This window comes from Vibrio porteresiae DSM 19223, from assembly GCF_024347055.1.
Lineage (GTDB): Bacteria > Pseudomonadota > Gammaproteobacteria > Enterobacterales > Vibrionaceae > Vibrio > Vibrio porteresiae.
Genome location: NZ_AP024895.1, coordinates 1,872,822 through 1,890,796, shown reverse-complemented (window position 1 = coordinate 1,890,796; position 17,975 = coordinate 1,872,822). Strand labels below are relative to the sequence as shown.

The window sequence follows — 17,975 nt, the reverse complement described above, 5'->3', positions numbered from 1 at the left end:
GGGGCGCAAGCCCCCTGAATAACAAATATGAATACTCCTCAAGATAAGAAACTGGCCGCGTTGATGCAGATGATGCAAAAACGCGCTGTCGCTGGTAAAAAAACATCATCCTCAGCCGACCAAAGCGCCATAGGACAATCCATTACTGCCGTCAGTCGTGAGCAACCGTTACCGCTCTCTTTCTCACAGCAGCGATTGTGGTTTATTGAAAAACTGAACCCAGCCGCTTCGTCGGCTTACCACATCAGTGGCGCTGTGACTGTGCAAGGTGCACTCAACGAAGCGGCGTTAAGCCAAGCGCTGAACCAACTGGTCGCGCGCCACGAAGTGCTGCGCACTCAATTCCCTGAACAGGGCGAAGCGCCGGTTCAGCATATTTTGCCAAGCGACAGTGGCATGCCGTTTGAGCGGCTCTATTGCGCGGATGAGCAAGCGCTATTAGATGAGATTGCCCGTCGTGAACAGCAACCGTTTGATTTACAGCATGGTCGTTTGATTCGCGCCGCTTTGTTATCCACGCCGACTGGCGACCCTGTGCTGTTTTTGTGCATGCACCACGCGATTGCCGATGGTTGGTCGTTGGGCATTGTCTTTCAAGAGTTGAGCTCTCTCTATGCGCAAGCAGCGACAAGCAACACCGAGCACCCAGCCTTACCGGAACTGGCGTGTCAATACGCGGACTATGCGGTATGGCAACGTGAATGGTTACAAAGTGCGGCAGCACAGAAACAGAGTGAATTTTGGCGCGACACCTTAACCGGTGCGCCAGAGCAACTGTTGCTTGCGACCGATTTTCCTCGTCCAGAAAAACAGAGTTACCAAGGTGGTCGCTTGCCGGTGGCGTTTGATGCTGAGTTTTCCGCGCAACTGCATCAGTTTAGCCAGCAGCACGGCATGACCGATTACATGGTTATGCTGGCGGCTTGGGCATCCCTGTTGTCGCGTTTGGCTGGGCAAGAAGAGGTGGTGATTGGCTCGCCGATTGCTAACCGTTCGCGCCGCGAAACGGAAGGCTTAATTGGCTTTTTCGCCAACACGTTAGCGCTGCGCATTGCGCACCCGCAGGGACAAAGCGTGAGTGACTATTTGGCGCAAGTCAAAGCACGCAATATCGCAGCACAGGCCAATCAAGATTTGCCATTTGATCAGGTGGTAGAGCAGCTAAAACCGAACCGCTCACTGGCTTACACACCTCTGTTTCAAGTGATGTTCGCTTGGCATGATGCCAACTCAGCGCAATTGCAATTGGGTGATCTCCGCACCCAAGTGTTTGATATTCATGGCGAGCACACTCAGGCTCAGTTTGACCTTTCTCTCTCTCTTGGCTGGAATAACGGCTGCATCGAAGGGGATTTACGTTTTGCTGCTGCACTATTTCGCCCAGACACCATGGCGCGTTACCTGGCGTGTTGGCGTCAACTGCTGAATGAATGGATGGCAAATGACCAACAAGCGGTCGATGCGGTCAATTGGCTCAGTGCCAGTGAACGAGAATTGGTGACGCAAACGTTCAACCAAAATCAGCAGCTTCTGCCGGTTAACCAACTGATTCATCAGCGTTTTGAGCAGTGCGTAGCCCGCTATGGACAACGTATTGCAGTCAGTTTTGGTGAGGCTCATTTAAGCTATGCGCAGCTTAATGCCAGAGCTAACCAACTGGCGCACTGGTTACAAAAACAGGGTGTTCGCCCGGATAGCCGCGTGGCAATTGCCTTAGATCGCAGTGAGCAATTACTGGTGGCGATTCTGGCCACATTGAAAGCCGGTGGCGCTTATGTCCCGCTTGATCCGAACTATCCCAAAGAGCGTTTGGAATACTCATTGCAAGATTCCGCGCCGCAGGTGGTGATCACCACCACTGCGCTCATCGACAAACTTGGCGAATTGCCAAAAGACGCCACTTTAGCTTTGCTTGATAAGCCGCAATGGCAACAGGAATCTCAAGCTAACGTCGATGCAGAGGCGATGGGTCTGACGGCTGAGCACATGGCGTACATCATCTACACTTCCGGCTCAACGGGTAAACCGAAGGGCGTGATGGTTGAACATCACAATGTGCTGCGCTTGATGGAAGCAACCCAAGCGGACTATCAATTTAACGAGCACGATGTGTGGACGCTGTTTCACTCTTATGCGTTTGATTTCTCGGTGTGGGAAATTTGGGGCGCGCTGCTGTTTGGTGGTCGTTTAGTGGTAGTGCCGCATTTGATTTCACGAGCACCTGAAGCCTTCTATCAACTGTTGTGTGCCGAAAAAGTGACGGTGCTGAACCAAACGCCAAGTGCGTTTCGTCAACTGATTAGCGCGCAGCGGTCGTTTGCCCCAAGCGATGCACAGCATGCGCTGCGTTATGTAATTTTTGGTGGGGAAGCCTTGGAGCTTTCTGCCTTAGCCCCTTGGTATGCTCGCCCTGATAATGGGGCAACGCAACTGGTCAATATGTACGGTATTACCGAAACTACGGTGCATACCACTTACTATCCGCTTTCAGCCGACGATGTGCAGCGCACTGGCGCAAGCCCGATCGGACGCGGCCTAAAAGATCTGCGTTTGTACCTATTGGATGAGCATCAACAGCCTGTACCTGTTGGGGTAACCGGTGAGCTCTATGTGAGCGGCGCAGGAGTGGCGCGCGGTTATCTTAATCGCGCTGAGTTAACCGCAGAACGTTTTCTGCTTGATCCGTTCGTTAACGACGGCCTTACTCGCATGTACAAATCCGGTGACTTAGGGCGTTGGTTAGCCGATGGTTCGATTGAGTATCTTGGCCGTAACGACGATCAAGTGAAAATCCGCGGTTTTCGGATCGAGTTGGGCGAAATTGAAGCCTGTGTCCGTGGTTTTGGTGATATTCGCGATGCGGCCGTCGTGGCGCAAAAAACCGCCAATGGTGATCAGCGTTTGGTGGCCTATTTTGTTGGTGATGATATTGAGATTGAAGCTCTGCGCGATCACGTTGCCAGCCTAGTGCCGAATTACATGGTGCCAGCGGCTTGGATGGCATTAGAGCGTTTACCGCTGACCAGCAATGGCAAACTGGATCGCCGCGCCTTGCCTGAGCCTAGCGACGTTGGGCTGGTGCGTCATGCGTATCAAGCACCACAGGGTAAAGCGGAACAAGCACTGGCGGATCTGTGGGGTGAGCTATTGCACGTGGCCCAAGTCGGGCGCAGCGATAACTTCTTTGAACTTGGCGGTCATTCACTGCTGGCCGTGCAAATGACGCACCGTGCACGTAGCTTGCACGGATTAGAGATTGGTCTTAGCGCCTTGTTCGAGCATCCAGTGCTCAGTGATTTGGTCAATGCCCTGCAGTTGGATGTGACTGAATCAACAACACGATCACAAGCTGGTGGCAGCGAAGTGATCACGCCGCGCGCTGATCAGAGCCGAGCGCCATTATCTCTGGCTCAGCAACGCATTTGGTTCTTGTGTGAAATGGATGCCACTATTAGTGCCGCCTATGTGATTAAAAGCGGCGTCGCCATTACGGGTCAGCTTGATATTGCTGCACTTGAAGCAGCATTAGATGCCCTTTACCTGCGCCATGATAGTTTGCGCACCCGCTTTGGCTCCGTTTCTGGTGTGGCGTATCAAGAAGTGGACACGCAGCGTCAAACCTTCCCGCTGATCATCACTCAGGGTAGCGCTGAATTTGCCCCTCGTTTTGATTTGGCCACCGGACATTTGGTGGCAGCGCAGCTGTGCACCTTGGATGCGACACACCACGAACTGCGTATTGCGATGCATCATATCATCGCTGATGGTTGGTCAATGGCGAACTTCATTGCGGAATTGAGTGCATTATATGCAGCGCATGTTCAGCATCAGGCGGCTAACCTGCCAGAGCTGACGATTAACTATGGCGATTTTGCCGCATGGCAGCACAGTGATGCGATGCAAGAGACCTTAGCGCAGCAGCAAGCCTATTGGGTAAAACAGCTGGCTGCCTATCCGCACTATCTTGATCTGCCAACCGATCACCCGCGTCCAGAAAAACAAGATTTTGCTGGCGCGAGTTGCCCAGTGGCACTGGACGCAGCACTGACGGCACGTCTTAACCAATTTGCCCGCGAGCAAGGTTGCACCTTGTATATGGTGCTGTTGGCTGCATGGTCAACGGTCATGGCGCGCGTGGCGCATCAAGACGAAGTGATCATCGGCACACCGATTGCTGGACGTAGCTCGGCGCAAACCGAAGCGCTGCTAGGGATGTTTGTCAACACGCAGCCTATGTGTGTGACCATTGATAGCGCCATTACTACTCAGCAGTTACTTGCCCAAGTTAAAGCCACGGCGCTCAATGCTCAAGAGCATCAAGATTTGCCGTTTGAGCGGATGGTTGAAGCAGTAGCACCTGAGCGTAATCCTGCCCATAGTCCGATCTACCAAGTGATGTTTGCCTTGCAAAATATGCCGCAAGCCAGTGCTGTGCTTAAAGGGCTAACCCTGGAGGTACTCAATGAACCGGTCACCACCGCGCAGTGTGATTTGAGCCTGCTGGTGAGTGAAGAGCAAGGAGAACTGCGTGGTCAGCTCAACTACGCCACGGCACTGTTTGCGCCAGCGCGCATTGAACGTTTGATTGGTTATTGGCAAACCGTGCTGCAAGGCATGCTTGCCGCGCCTCATACGCCAATCACCGCTTTGCCGATGCTGGGTAGCGTTGAGCGTGAACAGGTGCTTTATCAATACAATCAAACCACTCATGAGTTTGGCCGCGCGATTTCCATTGCACAGCGGTTTGAAAACGTGGCGAATCGTTATCCCGATGCGATTGCGCTGGTGGAAGAGGAGACGCGTCTTACCTATCAAACCCTGAATGTGCTTGCCAACCAACTGGCCCATCGCTTGTTGCAACGTGGTATCCACACTGGCGATACCGTGGCCGTGTGTATGGAGCGTTCGATTGAACTGGTCATTGCCGAGCTGGCGATCGTCAAATGTGGCGCGGTGTATGTGCCGATGGACATCAATGCGCCATTGGATCGTCAGCAGTTTATCGTTAGCGATAGCCGCGCACGATTGTTGTTGGTCGCAGAACAACCCGCCGACAAAACGCAGCCGTTGCCTTCTGCTGAATTAGCCATCGATCATCTGGTGGTCAGTCGTCAACTGAGTGCCCAAAGTGCGGGTAATTTTGCCAACGTAGCAACGGCCATCAGTGGCGATGCGCCAGCCTATATCATGTACACCTCAGGTTCGACCGGGCAGCCGAAAGGGGTGGTTGTGCCGCACCGTGCCATCAGCCGTTTGGTACTTAATAATGGTTATTTGGAATTCAGTAGCCATGACCGCGTGGCGTTAGCCGCGAACCCAGCATTTGATGCCACCACCATGGAGATTTGGGGACCGCTACTCAATGGCGCGGCGGTTGTGGTGATCAGTAAAGAGCGACTGCTTAATCCTGATGCTCTGGCCGATCATTTGGTCGAGCAAGGAGTATCGGTCTTGTGGCTAACCGTTGGACTGTTTAACCAATACGCCAGCGCTCTAGGCAAAGCGTTTGCTCAACTGCGCTATTTGATGGTCGGTGGTGATGTGCTTGATCCGCACACCATTCGCGATGTGCTGACTCAACATGCCCCTAAACACCTGCTTAACGGATACGGTCCAACAGAAACAACGACCTTTGCGCTTACCCATGAGATCACGCAAGTCACCGATGTAAACCGTTCTATTCCGCTAGGCAAACCGATTGGCAATACCCAAGTGTATCTGCTGGATGAGCTCCAAAATCCAGTGCCAATGGGCAGTGTGGGGGAAATTGTCATCGCGGGTGAAGGGGTGGCGTTGGAATATCTAGGTCAGCCGGAGCTGACTAAGCAGCGCTTCTTGTTGAATCCATTTAGCCAACAACCGGGCGCGCGTATGTATCGCAGTGGCGATTTGGGCCGACGTTTAGCCGATGGCACGATAGAGTTTCTTGGCCGTAACGATTTTCAGGTCAAGATTCGTGGCTATCGTATTGAGTTGGGTGAGATTGAAGCAGCGCTGCAAGCCTTGCCGGAAATTGATGATGCGATTGTGATTGCCCAAGGTGAAAGTGCGGCCAACAAACGTTTGATTGCCTATTTCACTAAAACGTCACACCAAGCGCTGACCAGCAATCAACTGAAAGTGGCGCTGCAACAGCATCTGCCTGCTTATATGGTGCCAAGTGCTTTTGTTGAGCTTAGCCAGTTGCCGCTGACGGCCAATGGTAAAGTCGATCGCAAAGCCTTACCTGAGGCAGACGATAATGCGTTGGCTCACCATGAATATCAAGCACCGAAAGGGGCGTTAGAGCAGCAGTTAGCCGCCATTTGGTGTGAGTTGCTGGCGACGCCACAAGTAGGACGTGATGACCATTTCTTTGAACTGGGCGGCCACTCTTTGCTGGCGGTTCAACTGATTTCTCGCGTGAAAACTCAAACTGCGATCCCACTGACGATCGCGGATCTTTTTGACCATCCAACATTAAAAGCACTCGCAACACGTATGGCACTGATTAAGTTATCTGCCTTTAAGCAGAAGGATCTGGCTGCTGCGGCACAAAAATTGTTTAAGGGGAAAATCAATGGCTGATATGACCGATTTTGATCTTGAGAACCTCACTCCAGAAGAGATGATGGCGCTGCTTGAGCAATTAGAAAGCCAAGGAGCCGAAATGGAGCTGGAGCAAGAAAATGCTATCGCTCCTGCACACTTGGATACCTATCCATTGTCTATGGCGCAGCAGCGTTTGTGGTTTTTGGCACAAATGGGCGATGCCAGCGACAGTGCCTACCTGATTGAAGGAGGCATTCGCTTGCAAGGTGAGTTGGATAAAGAGGCGCTGCAAGCGGCGCTCAATCAGGTGCTAATTCGCCATAGTGCATTAAGAACTCGCATCGAAACACGCGATGGCACGCCGCTGCAAAAAATCGATACGCAGTTGCGTCAGTTTCCAATGACGCCAATCCAAATGAGTCGTGCAGCGGCGTTAGCGACGCCGTTTACCCCAAAATTCGATTTGGAGCAGGGGCCATTAGTGGCGGCGCGTTTAGTCACGATCGAGCATGATGAGCACGCACAAGATGAGCATTGGCTGCAGATCGCGATGCATCACATCATCTCCGATGGTTGGTCGATGGGCATTTTTACCAGTGAACTGAATGAGTGTTATCGCGCGCTGGTGATGAATCAAGCGCCGCAACTGGCGCCACTTGCGATTGAATATGGTGACTTTGCTTTGTGGCAACGAGAATCGCGTCAAGATGCGTTAGCGGCGCAGCAAGCTTATTGGCAAGACCAGCTTGCGGGCATTCCTGATTGCTTATCTTTACCGACCGATTTTTCTCGCCCCGCAGTGCAAAGTTATCAAGGTGAGGCGGTTGATGTGGCGCTCGATAGCCAGTTAACCTCAGCAATCAAATCCTTGGCGCAGGCGCAAGGTTGCACCTTATACATGACGCTACTGGCGAGTTGGTCAGCGCTGTTAGCCCGCCTTTCTGGACAAGATGACATTGTGGTCGGCTCACCAATTGCCGGTCGTATGCGCGAAGAAACCGAGCCTTTGATGGGTATGTTTGTTAACTCGCAAGCAATGCGCGTTGATCTTTCCCAGCCTGTAACAGCCGTTGAGCTGCTTGCGCAAGTGAAAGCCACCACCGTGGCGGCGCAAAGCCATCAAGAGTTGCCATTTGAAAAAGTGGTTGAAGCGATTTCACCCCAGCGCTCGTTAGCGCATAGCCCTGTTTTCCAAGTGATGTTTGCCCTGCAAAACTTGCCGCAAGCGCAAGTGACTTTGCCTGGCTTAACCATCAGCGAATTGGCACAACCGGTGACCACCGCGAAGTTCGATTTAAGCTTGGTAGTGAGCGAGCAGGACGAGCAAATAGTGGGGCAGCTTAGCTTTGCTAGCGCACTCTTTACGCCAGAAACCGCAGCGCGTTTGGTCGGTTATTGGCAAGCGCTGTTGGCGGCGATGGTAAGCAACGCCACTGCACCAGTGCAATCTTTAGCCATTATTTCTGCAAACGAAAAGCAGCAGTTACTTCGTGATCTCAATCCGCTGAGTCGCCCGTTACAAAACGTGCAACTGATTCATCAAAAGGTGGAATGTTACGCGTACCAATCGCCTGATTCTGTTGCGGTAATGACCGACAATGACCATCTCACTTACGGTGAATTGAACACGCGCGCTAATCAGCTTGCGCACTGGATGGTTAAACAAGGTGTGGGCAGCGAAAGCCGCGTGGCACTCTGCTTTGACCGCAGTTGTGAGTGGATTGTTGCGATGCTCGCGACACTCAAAGCGGGTGCAGGTTATGTGCCGATGGATCCAGCTTATCCGACAGAGCGCATTGCTTACATGCTCAGTGACAGCCAGCCACAATTGGTACTGAGCGATGGTTATGTGGATATCGCGCAGATGCTTTCTGCAAATGCACAGGCGTCTGATGCTGAACAGCGTTTTAGCGGCAAAGTGGTCAATGTCACGACTGACGCTGCGCTTTGGCAAAATGAGAGCAAAGAGAATCTGTGCGTTGAAGGTTTAACGCCAGCCAATTTGGCCTACATCATTTATACCTCTGGTTCGACAGGGTTACCGAAAGGGGTCATGGTCGAACATGGTCAACTCAATAATTTGATCGAATGGCATCAAGAGACGTTCCAAGTTGGCGCTGGCACCTGTACGTCTGCCTTGGCTGGTATGGGCTTTGACGCTGCGGTATGGGAAATTTGGCCGTCACTGACGGTGGGGGCGTGCATTACGATGCCAACGCTCGCGGTCTCGAAAGATCCAGAAGCGTTGCTGACCTGGTGGCAGGCGCAGCCGATTGAAGTGGGCTTTTTATCGACGCCGATTGCTGAGTTGGCGTTCGCTCGCGAGGTTCAACCTGAAAAATTACGTGCGCTGCTCGTTGGCGGGGACAAGCTTAATCGCCTTGCTCCGGCCAGTGCGACCTATTCGCTGTTTAATAACTATGGTCCAACCGAGACTACCGTAGTCGCCACCTCTGGCCTGATATCTGCGCAGCAGAGCAGTTTGCCGATTGGCCGTCCGCTCACCAATACCTGTGTCTATTTGCTGGACGCTTATGGTCAATTGGTGCCGCGTGGCGTGGTGGGCGAAATCTACATTGGTGGCGCTGGCGTGGCGCGCGGCTATGTCAACCGCCCCGACATGACTCAAGAGCGCTTTGTTGTTGACCCATTTAGCGACAAACCCAATGCCCGCATGTATCGCAGTGGTGACCTGGCACGTTGGAACCAAGATGGCACGCTTGAATTTCTTGGTCGTAACGATGACCAAGTGAAGATTCGTGGATTTAGGATTGAGCTGGGTGAAATTGCAGCCGTATTGCAGCAGCAACAGAGTATTGAAGAAGCGGTTGTCGTGGCACAAAGCGACGGTCAACAGCAACGCCTAGTGGCGTACTTTACTGCTAAAAATAGCGATGCCGCTCGCCAGCTCGACATTGATGAGTTACGCAGCGCTTTGGCGGAGGTGCTACCTGATTACATGGTGCCGGCAGCCTTTGTCGCACTTGAGACTATGCCACTGACTGCCAACGGCAAAATAGATAAAAGAGCGCTGCCTCAACCGGACGATTCTGCGTTTGTGCGCCGCGCTTACAGTGCGCCGCAAGGGGAACTGGAATGCCAACTGGCCGCGATTTGGAGCGTGCTTCTTGGTGTTGAGCAAGTGGGCCGCGAGGATAACTTCTTTGAACTGGGTGGCCATTCGTTAATGGCGACGCAATTGGCGGCGCGTATTCGCAGTGAACTCGGATTGGAGTTGTCGTTGACCACGCTGTTTGCGCATCCCCAATTAAGTGGGTTAGCGAGCGAACTGGCGCTCAGTACTCATCAGTTGCAAGAGGCGACTTCGTTAGCACTTCGTCCAATTACTGCAGCACATGAGGGTGATATTCCGCTTTCATTAGCTCAGCAGCGGTTGTGGTTCCTTGCGCAAATGGAGCCAGAGTCGCAAGCGGCTTACACTATTTCCGGTGGGGTACGTTTGGTGGGTAACCTGAGCATGACGGCATTACGTCAAGCTCTGAACGATATTATGCAGCGTCACGGCACTTTGCGTACTCGCATTGACTATCGCGATGGCAAGGCCGTGCAAGTGGTTGATCCGCTGGCAAGAGAGTTTCCTTTGCTGGTGGTGGAACAAGGTGACAATGTCACGTTTAATCCTCACTTTGACCTTAATAAAGGGCATTTGGTCGCGGCGCAGTTAGCCAAAGTGAGTGACCAAGAGCATCATCTTTTCATTGCGATGCACCATGTGATTGCCGATGGCTGGTCGATGGGCATTTTGATTTCGGAATTGACCCAAGGTTATCAGGCGCACCTGCGTGGACAGGTCGCAGCACTCGCGCCACTGGCGATTCAGTACACTGATTTTGCCCTCTGGCAGCAACGCTATTTAAGTGGTGAACAACTGACTGCTCAGCAAGAGTATTGGGTGGCGCAATTGAGTGGTGCGCCGGAGTGTTTAACTCTGCCAAGCGATTTCGTTCGTCCTTTGCAGCAGCAATACCAAGGCGACCATGTGGCGGTGCAGTTAGATGCACAACTCACCCAAGGGCTGCACAATGTGGCAAAACGCCATGGCGCGACCCTATTTATGACCTTAATGGCGAGTTGGGCAGCCTTAATGGGCAGACTGGCCAATCAAGATGATGTGGTGATTGGCACACCCGTTGCGGGGCGGACTCGCACGGAAGTGGAGCCTTTGATTGGCATGTTTGCCAATACTCAAGCGATTCGAGTCAATGTGGCAGATAGCCTCACTGCCAGCGATCTGATTGCCCAAGTAAAAGCCACTTTGGTGGGCGCGCAAGATCATCAAGATCTGCCGTTTGAACAAGTGGTGGAAGCGGTCGCTCCAAGTCGTAGTTTGGCGCATAACCCGATTTTTCAGGTGATGTTTGGCTTGCAAAACCTTCCGCGCAGCGAGTTTGATCTGCCGGGGCTGACGGTTACCCCAATCGATAGCGACCTGCGCAGTGCGCAATTTGATTTGAGCTTAATGCTTAATGAGCACGAGGGTGAAATTAGCGGCTTCTTAAACTTTGCGACATCGCTCTTTACCCGTGCAACGATCGAACGTTATGTAGCGTGTTGGCAGCGTTTGCTGCATGCACTAGTGGCCGATAGTGAACATCTCACCGTGGCGAAGATGTTGCTGATTGATGAGCAAGAAAAGCACACCGTGCTGGAAGGTTTTAACCAAACCGAAAAAGCCTATCCAACTGAGACCTGCATTCACCAGCGCATTGAAGAGACCGCCGCCCGTCTGCCACACAAAGTGGCGGTGCAGAGCGAGCAAGGTTTTACGCTGCCAACCGAACTCACCTTTGCCGAGCTAAACGCGCACGCCAACCAATTGGCTCACTGGCTGGTGAAGCAGGGCGTTCGTCCCGATAGTCGCGTGGCGGTTTCACTCGAGCGCAGCAGCGAATTAGTGGTGGCGTTAGTCGCGATTTTAAAAGCCGGTGGCGCGTATGTGCCGATGGACCCAGGTTATCCCGAAGATCGCTTGGAATACATGGTGCAAGATAGCCAACCGGTGGTTCTAATTACCACCAATGAACTGCGCAGCCGCTTAGGTGCGATTCCAGCATCGGTACAAGTGGTGAATTTTGCAGGGAAATTGCCGTGGGGAAATGAGTCACAGCAGAACTTAGACACTGCTGAGCTTGGACTTACATCGCGTCACTTGGCGTACATCATTTACACCTCAGGCTCGACCGGTAAACCCAAAGGCGTGATGAACGAACATCGCGGCGTGGTGAACCGCTTAAGCTGGATGGTCGATGACTATGGCTTTAACCGTGATGACGTGATTTTGCAGAAAACTCCCTTTAGTTTTGATGTGTCGGTGTGGGAGTTCTTTGCGCCGTTGTGGGTAGGGGCCACGTTAGTGATGGCCAAACCGGAAGGTCACAAAGACCCAACTTATCTACGCGAGCTGATTGAACGTCGCCATGTGTCGACTTTGCACTTTGTACCGCCAATGCTGCAGATGTTCTTGGAAGGCACGGAACACTCACGTTGTCCAAGCCTGCGTTTGATGTTCTGTAGTGGTGAAGCTTTGCCAGCAGAAACCATTCGCCGCACATACCAAACGCTGCCTCATGTTGAGCTGCATAACCTTTACGGTCCAACCGAAGCAGCGGTTGATGTGACCCAATGGCATTGCCCGCGGGATTTAGTCGGCGATAGAGTCTCTATCGGTTCATCGGTCGCCAATACCCGTATGTATGTGCTTGATAGCCAAGGTCAACCTGCGCCGCTAGGCGTAGCGGGAGAAATTTTTATCGGCGGCGTGCAAGTGGCGCGCGGCTACCTTAACCGCGACGACTTAACTGCTGAGCGCTTTGTCCGTGACCCGTTTGTGGCTGATGAAAATGCCACTATGTACAAGACTGGGGACGTAGGACGCTGGCTGGCTGATGGCACCATTGAGTATCAAGGGCGTAACGATGACCAAGTGAAAATCCGCGGTTTCCGCGTCGAGCTAGGGGAAATTTCTTCTGCGCTGAAAGGATGCACGGATGTGCTCGAAGCCGTGGTGATTGCCCGTGGCACCAGTGCCAACAAGCAGCTGGTGGGCTATTTTACCTCGGAACAAGTGCTTTCAATCGAAGCGATTAAAGCCCAGATGGGCGAGCGATTGCCAGAGTACATGGTGCCGGCAGCGCTGATGCAAATCGAGGCGATTCCGCTCACGCCAAACGGCAAAATGGATCGCAAAGCTCTGCCAGAGCCAGCGGAAGAAGCGTTTGTGCATCGTGTTTATGTTGCGCCGCAAGGCGAGCAAGAGCGGTTATTGGCGTCACTTTGGCAACAACTGCTGGGCACTGAACAAGTGGGGCGCTTTGACAGTTTCTTTGAACTGGGCGGGCACTCATTGCTGGCGATTCAACTGATTGAAAACTTACGCCGTCAAGGTTGGGAGCTGAAAATCAAGGTGCTCTTTAGTCAACCGGTATTGGCAGACGTAGCAGCAAGCTTGGTGGCTCAGCGTCAACAAGTGGCGATTGCCGAGAACTTGATTCCGCAGACATGCCATTACATCACGCCAGATCTATTGCCATTGGTGACATTGTCACAAAAAGAGATCGATCAGATCGCCAAACAGGTGCCTGGTGGCATGAGCAATATTCAAGATATTTACCCACTCGCGCCACTGCAAGAAGGGATGCTGTTCCACCATATGTTGGCAACCCAAGGCGACCCGTATGTCAGCCGCTTTATTCAAGCGTTTACACAGCAGGAGTCACTGGAAAAATTCGTTAGCGCACTGAATCAAGTGGTCGCACGTCACGATATTTTACGTACGGCAATTGCTTGGGAAGGTCTGCAAGAGCCAGTACAAGTGGTATGGCGTAGCGCTGAAATCACGATTCAAGACGTGGTACTCACTGGTGAAGAGGATGTGGCGCTTCAGCTGCAACGTCATTTTTCCCCAGAATTCACTCGAATGGATTTGCATCACGCGCCGTTAATTCGAGCTTATCGTGTTGAAGATAAAGCCAATGGACGCTGGTTACTCTGCTTGCTGATTCACCATTTGTGTAACGACCATACAACGCTAGAGTTGATGGTGGCTGAGGTGATGGCGATCTTAAGTGGCAAAGAAGAGCAACTGACTCCTTCTGTACCATTTCGTCAGTTTGTGGCGCGTACGCGCATGGAGCAAGAAGACGAAGTTCATCAAGCTTATTTCCGCCGTGAACTCGCCCATATCGATGAGCCATGCGCTCCCTTTGGTTTGCTTGAAGCGGATCTCGCCCAAGAGACGCAGCAGCATATTGAACTGCCTGACGATTTGGCTCAGCGTATTCGCGCTTTAGTGAACGAGCAGCACATCAGTGCCGCCTCTTTGTTCCACTTAGCGTGGGGCATCGTGCTGTCCCACACAGTGGGGCGCAGCGAAGTGGTGTTTGGTACGGTGCTGTTTGGCCGAATGAATGCGGGCGAATCGGCCGATAAAGCCTTAGGAATGTTCTTAAATACCTTACCGGTGCGCGTACACCTGCAAGGGCAAAGTATCGCGCACGCACTCAAAGCGACGCATCAATCCTTGGCGGAGCTGTTAGAGCATGAACATGCACCGCTCTCATTAGCGCAGCAATGCAGTGGTTTGCCAGCGAAAACGCCGCTCTTTAGCAGCATGGTCAATTACCGTTACCAAGCGGCCGCCGATGAGCAAAACGATGCCTCTTTCGCTAGTGAGGTGATCTTCAGCGAAGAGCGCACCAGCTATCCAGTCAGCATGAACATCAACGATCATATTGGTGCTGGTTTCTCTCTTGATGTGCACGTTGAACGTTCGGTTGGCGCGCAGCGCGTTGGACAAATGCTGATCACGGCGCTTGAACAGTTGGTTGCCGATACTTTAGCACCCGTTGAATCAATACAAGTGCTGGCGCAGACAGAACGTGAATGGGTGCTAGAAGGGTTCAACCAAACCGAAAAAGCCTATCCAACCGAGAGTTGTATTCAGCAGCGCATTGAAGAGACCGCTGCCAAATTGCCACACAAAGTGGCGGTGCAAAGCGAGCAAGGTTTTACGCTGCCAACCGAACTCACCTTTGCCGAGCTAAACGCGCACGCAAACCAACTGGCTCACTGGCTGGTGAAACAGGGCGTACGTCCCGACAGTCGCGTGGCGGTTTCACTCGAACGCAGTAGCGAATTGGTGGTGGCGTTAGTCGCGATTTTAAAAGCCGGTGGCGCGTATGTGCCGATGGATCCTGGTTATCCCGAAGATCGCTTGGAATACATGGTGCAAGATAGCCAACCTGTGGTTCTAATCACCACCAATGAACTGCGTAGCCGCTTAGGAGCGATTCCAGCATCGGTACAAGTGGTGAATTTCGCAGGCGACTTACCGTGGGCGAGTGAATCGACGCAGAACCTCGACCCTAACGCGCTTGGGCTTACATCGCGTCACTTGGCGTACATCATTTACACCTCAGGTTCTACGGGTAAACCCAAAGGCGTGATGAACGAACATCGCGGCGTGGTGAACCGTTTAAGCTGGATGGTCGATGATTATGGCTTTAACTGCGATGACGTGATATTGCAGAAAACCCCATTTAGTTTTGATGTGTCGGTGTGGGAATTCTTCGCACCGCTGTGGGTGGGTGCCACGCTAGTGATGGCCAACCCCGAAGGCCACAAAGACCCAAGCTATTTGCGCGAGCTGATTGAGCGTCGCCATGTGTCGATTTTGCACTTTGTACCACCGATGCTGCAGATGTTCTTGGAAGGCACGGAACACTCACGTTGTTCAAGCCTGCGTTTGATGTTCTGTAGTGGTGAAGCTTTGCCAGCAGAAACGATTCGTCGCACATATCAAACACTGCCCCATGTTGAGCTGCATAACCTTTACGGTCCAACCGAAGCGGCGGTCGATGTGACCCAATGGCATTGTCCGCGGGATTTGGTCGGCGATAGAGTCTCTATTGGTTCCTCAGTCGCCAATACCCGCATGTATGTGCTCGATAGCCAAGGTCAACCTGCGCCGCTAGGCGTAGCGGGAGAAATTTTTATCGGTGGCGTGCAAGTAGCGCGCGGCTACCTTAACCGTGACGACTTAACTGCTGAGCGCTTTGTGCGTGACCCATTTGTCACAGACCCTAATGCCACCATGTACAAAACCGGTGATGTAGGACGCTGGCTGGCTGATGGCACTATCGAGTATCAAGGGCGTAACGATGACCAAGTGAAGATCCGTGGTTTTCGCGTCGAGCTTGGCGAAATTTCCTCTGCCTTGAAAGGATGTAGCGATGTTTTAGAGGCTGTAGTAATTGCCCGCGGCACCAGTGCCAACAAGCAGCTGGTGGGTTACTTTACCTCTGAGCAGTTACTTTCAATTGAAGCGATTAAAGCGCAGATGGGCGAGCGTTTGCCAGAGTACATGGTGCCGGCGGCACTGATGCAAATCGAGGCAATTCCACTCACCCCAAACGGCAAAATGGATCGAAAAGCGCTGCCAGAGCCAGCGGAAGAGGCGTTTGTGCGTCAGCAATTTGTGGCAGCGCAAACCGAGATGGAATTGATGCTAGCACTTGTGTGGCAAGAGCTATTAGGCATTGCGCAAGTCGGGCGTTTCGACAATTTCTTTGAACTGGGTGGGCACTCTTTATTGGCGGTAAAACTGGTTAATCAGCTGCAACAGCGCGGGTTAAATCTCGATTTAGCGACCTTGTTTAGCACGCCAGTCTTGAGTGAACTAGCACAGAGACTTACTCATCAAGAACAGGCGGATCAAAAACCAACGGGCAGCGATCGTTTAACCATCGCATTTCGTGATACTGGCAGTGAGACTCCGCTGTTTATCGTGCCGGAAGCGAGTGGTGAAACCCTCTATGGCCCGCTGCTAACGGCTCATATTAATGAGCAGATTCCTGTCTATGGTTTGGTCGCGCCTGATCGCCGTAAGCCGTCACTAAAAACAGTGCAAAAAGTGGCAGAGCATTATGTTCGCGCGATTCGTCAAATTCAGCCCCATGGTCCATATCGCCTAGTGGGTTGGTCATTTGGCGGCACTATGGCGTACGAAATCGCCGCTCAATTGATGGGTCAAGATGAGCAGATTGAGTTTCTCGGGGTTATCGACCGCTGGGCGATAGCGCCACAGTTTGAACGGGAGCATCACCAAGGTCTGCGCTTTGCTGATATTGAGCAAGAAATTGCCTTTATGAGTCGTGAGATAGTCGAGTATCAAGTGGTCAATGGCACCGATTCAGGTATCTCAGAAGAAGAGGTGCGAGTACTGCTGACGGAAAGTGAGCGGTGGCAGGACCATTTTTGTCTGGCACAAAAAATGGCTATCTTACCTGGGGATTGGAATGCAGAATATTATTATAACTGGCTGATTCATCGAAGAGATCTGCTTCACGCAGATTATCAGGCACCAAGTTTACCTGTGGTTCTCGACCTATTTGTTGCCCAGCAACGCCCCGTTGAAGAGCAAGGATTGCACGATCCTTATCTGGCGTGGGATCAGGTACTGCCTAGCGATGCAATTCGCGTTATTCCATTAGCTGGAGAACACCAATTGCTTATTTCTGAGCCTTATGTTGAGTCAACAGGGGCAGCGATTAGCCAAGCCATACAGGCTCGTGCCCATCACAAAGAAGCGCAGTCGAATCACACCTATGATCCGGTGGTGAAACTGCAACTCGGTAAAGGCGATTGTGCTCAGGTGTTCTGTATCCCAGGTGCTGGCGATAATGTGTTTAGCTTTATGGACTTGGCACAGCAGATAGGCGATGACGTGAGTATCTACGGTCTGCAACCGCGCGGTTTGTGGGGCAAAGAAGCTCCGCATGCTTCGGTGAAGGCGGCCGCCAGCTTCTACTGTCACGCGTTACAAAAACATCTCAGTGATCAACCGCTGCATATTGTGGGTCACTCGTTTGGTGGCTGGGTGGCATTAGAACTGGTCAATCAGTTGGAGGAGATGGGCATTCCGGTGGCATCATTAACCATTGCGGATTCCCGAGTTCCGAATCCAGAGCAGCAAGAGTACACCGACGTGGCGGCGATGATGAAGTTGGTTTCTCTGTTTGAGATGCAGGGCGTGGAATTGCACTTATCGGCAGAAATTCTCGAGTCGCTTTCGTTCAACGAACGTCTGCGCCGCGTACATCAAAGTTTAATTGCTCAGCGCGTGATGCCAGCCACATCGCGGGTGAATCACTTAGAGGGGATCTTCCGCGTCTTTGCCACCAACATTCGCACCAGCTATTGGCCAGAGCGACAACCTCAAGCGCCAATTGGGTTGCTGCTTTCTCAAGAAGCGACGGCACTGCAGCGACAAGGATGGTTAGCTTGGCAGCCAACGATCGAGATTGCACAGTCGACCGCCAATCATGTGCGTTTGTTAAAAGCACCTTACGTTCAACAACTTGCCCAGCTGATTGCGCTATAGGCGAGCTTATGGCTGCCCAGCTAGCTGGGCAGCGTTGCATCAC

The 17,975-nt window shown here is 52.4% G+C and carries 2 protein-coding genes; both read left to right on the top strand.

What is annotated here, in order from left to right:
* Window positions 1-27 precede the first annotated feature (27 nt).
* Complete coding sequence (locus tag OCV11_RS08520) at window positions 28-6,567, top strand: non-ribosomal peptide synthetase (protein WP_261892157.1); 6,540 nt, start codon at window positions 28-30, stop codon at window positions 6,565-6,567.
* Entirely contained in the window at window positions 6,560-17,932 is an 11,373-nt protein-coding gene (locus tag OCV11_RS08515) for a non-ribosomal peptide synthetase (protein WP_261892155.1), read from the top strand. Before OCV11_RS08520 ends, OCV11_RS08515 begins: the two co-directional genes overlap by 8 nt.
* The last annotated feature ends 43 nt before the right edge of the window (window positions 17,933-17,975 follow it).

Coding starts and splice junctions, on each gene's coding strand:
- OCV11_RS08520 (WP_261892157.1), top strand. CDS start 28: ATGAATACTCCTCAAGATAAGAAACTGGCCGCGTTGATGCAGATGATG.
- OCV11_RS08515 (WP_261892155.1), top strand. CDS start 6,560: ATGGCTGATATGACCGATTTTGATCTTGAGAACCTCACTCCAGAAGAG.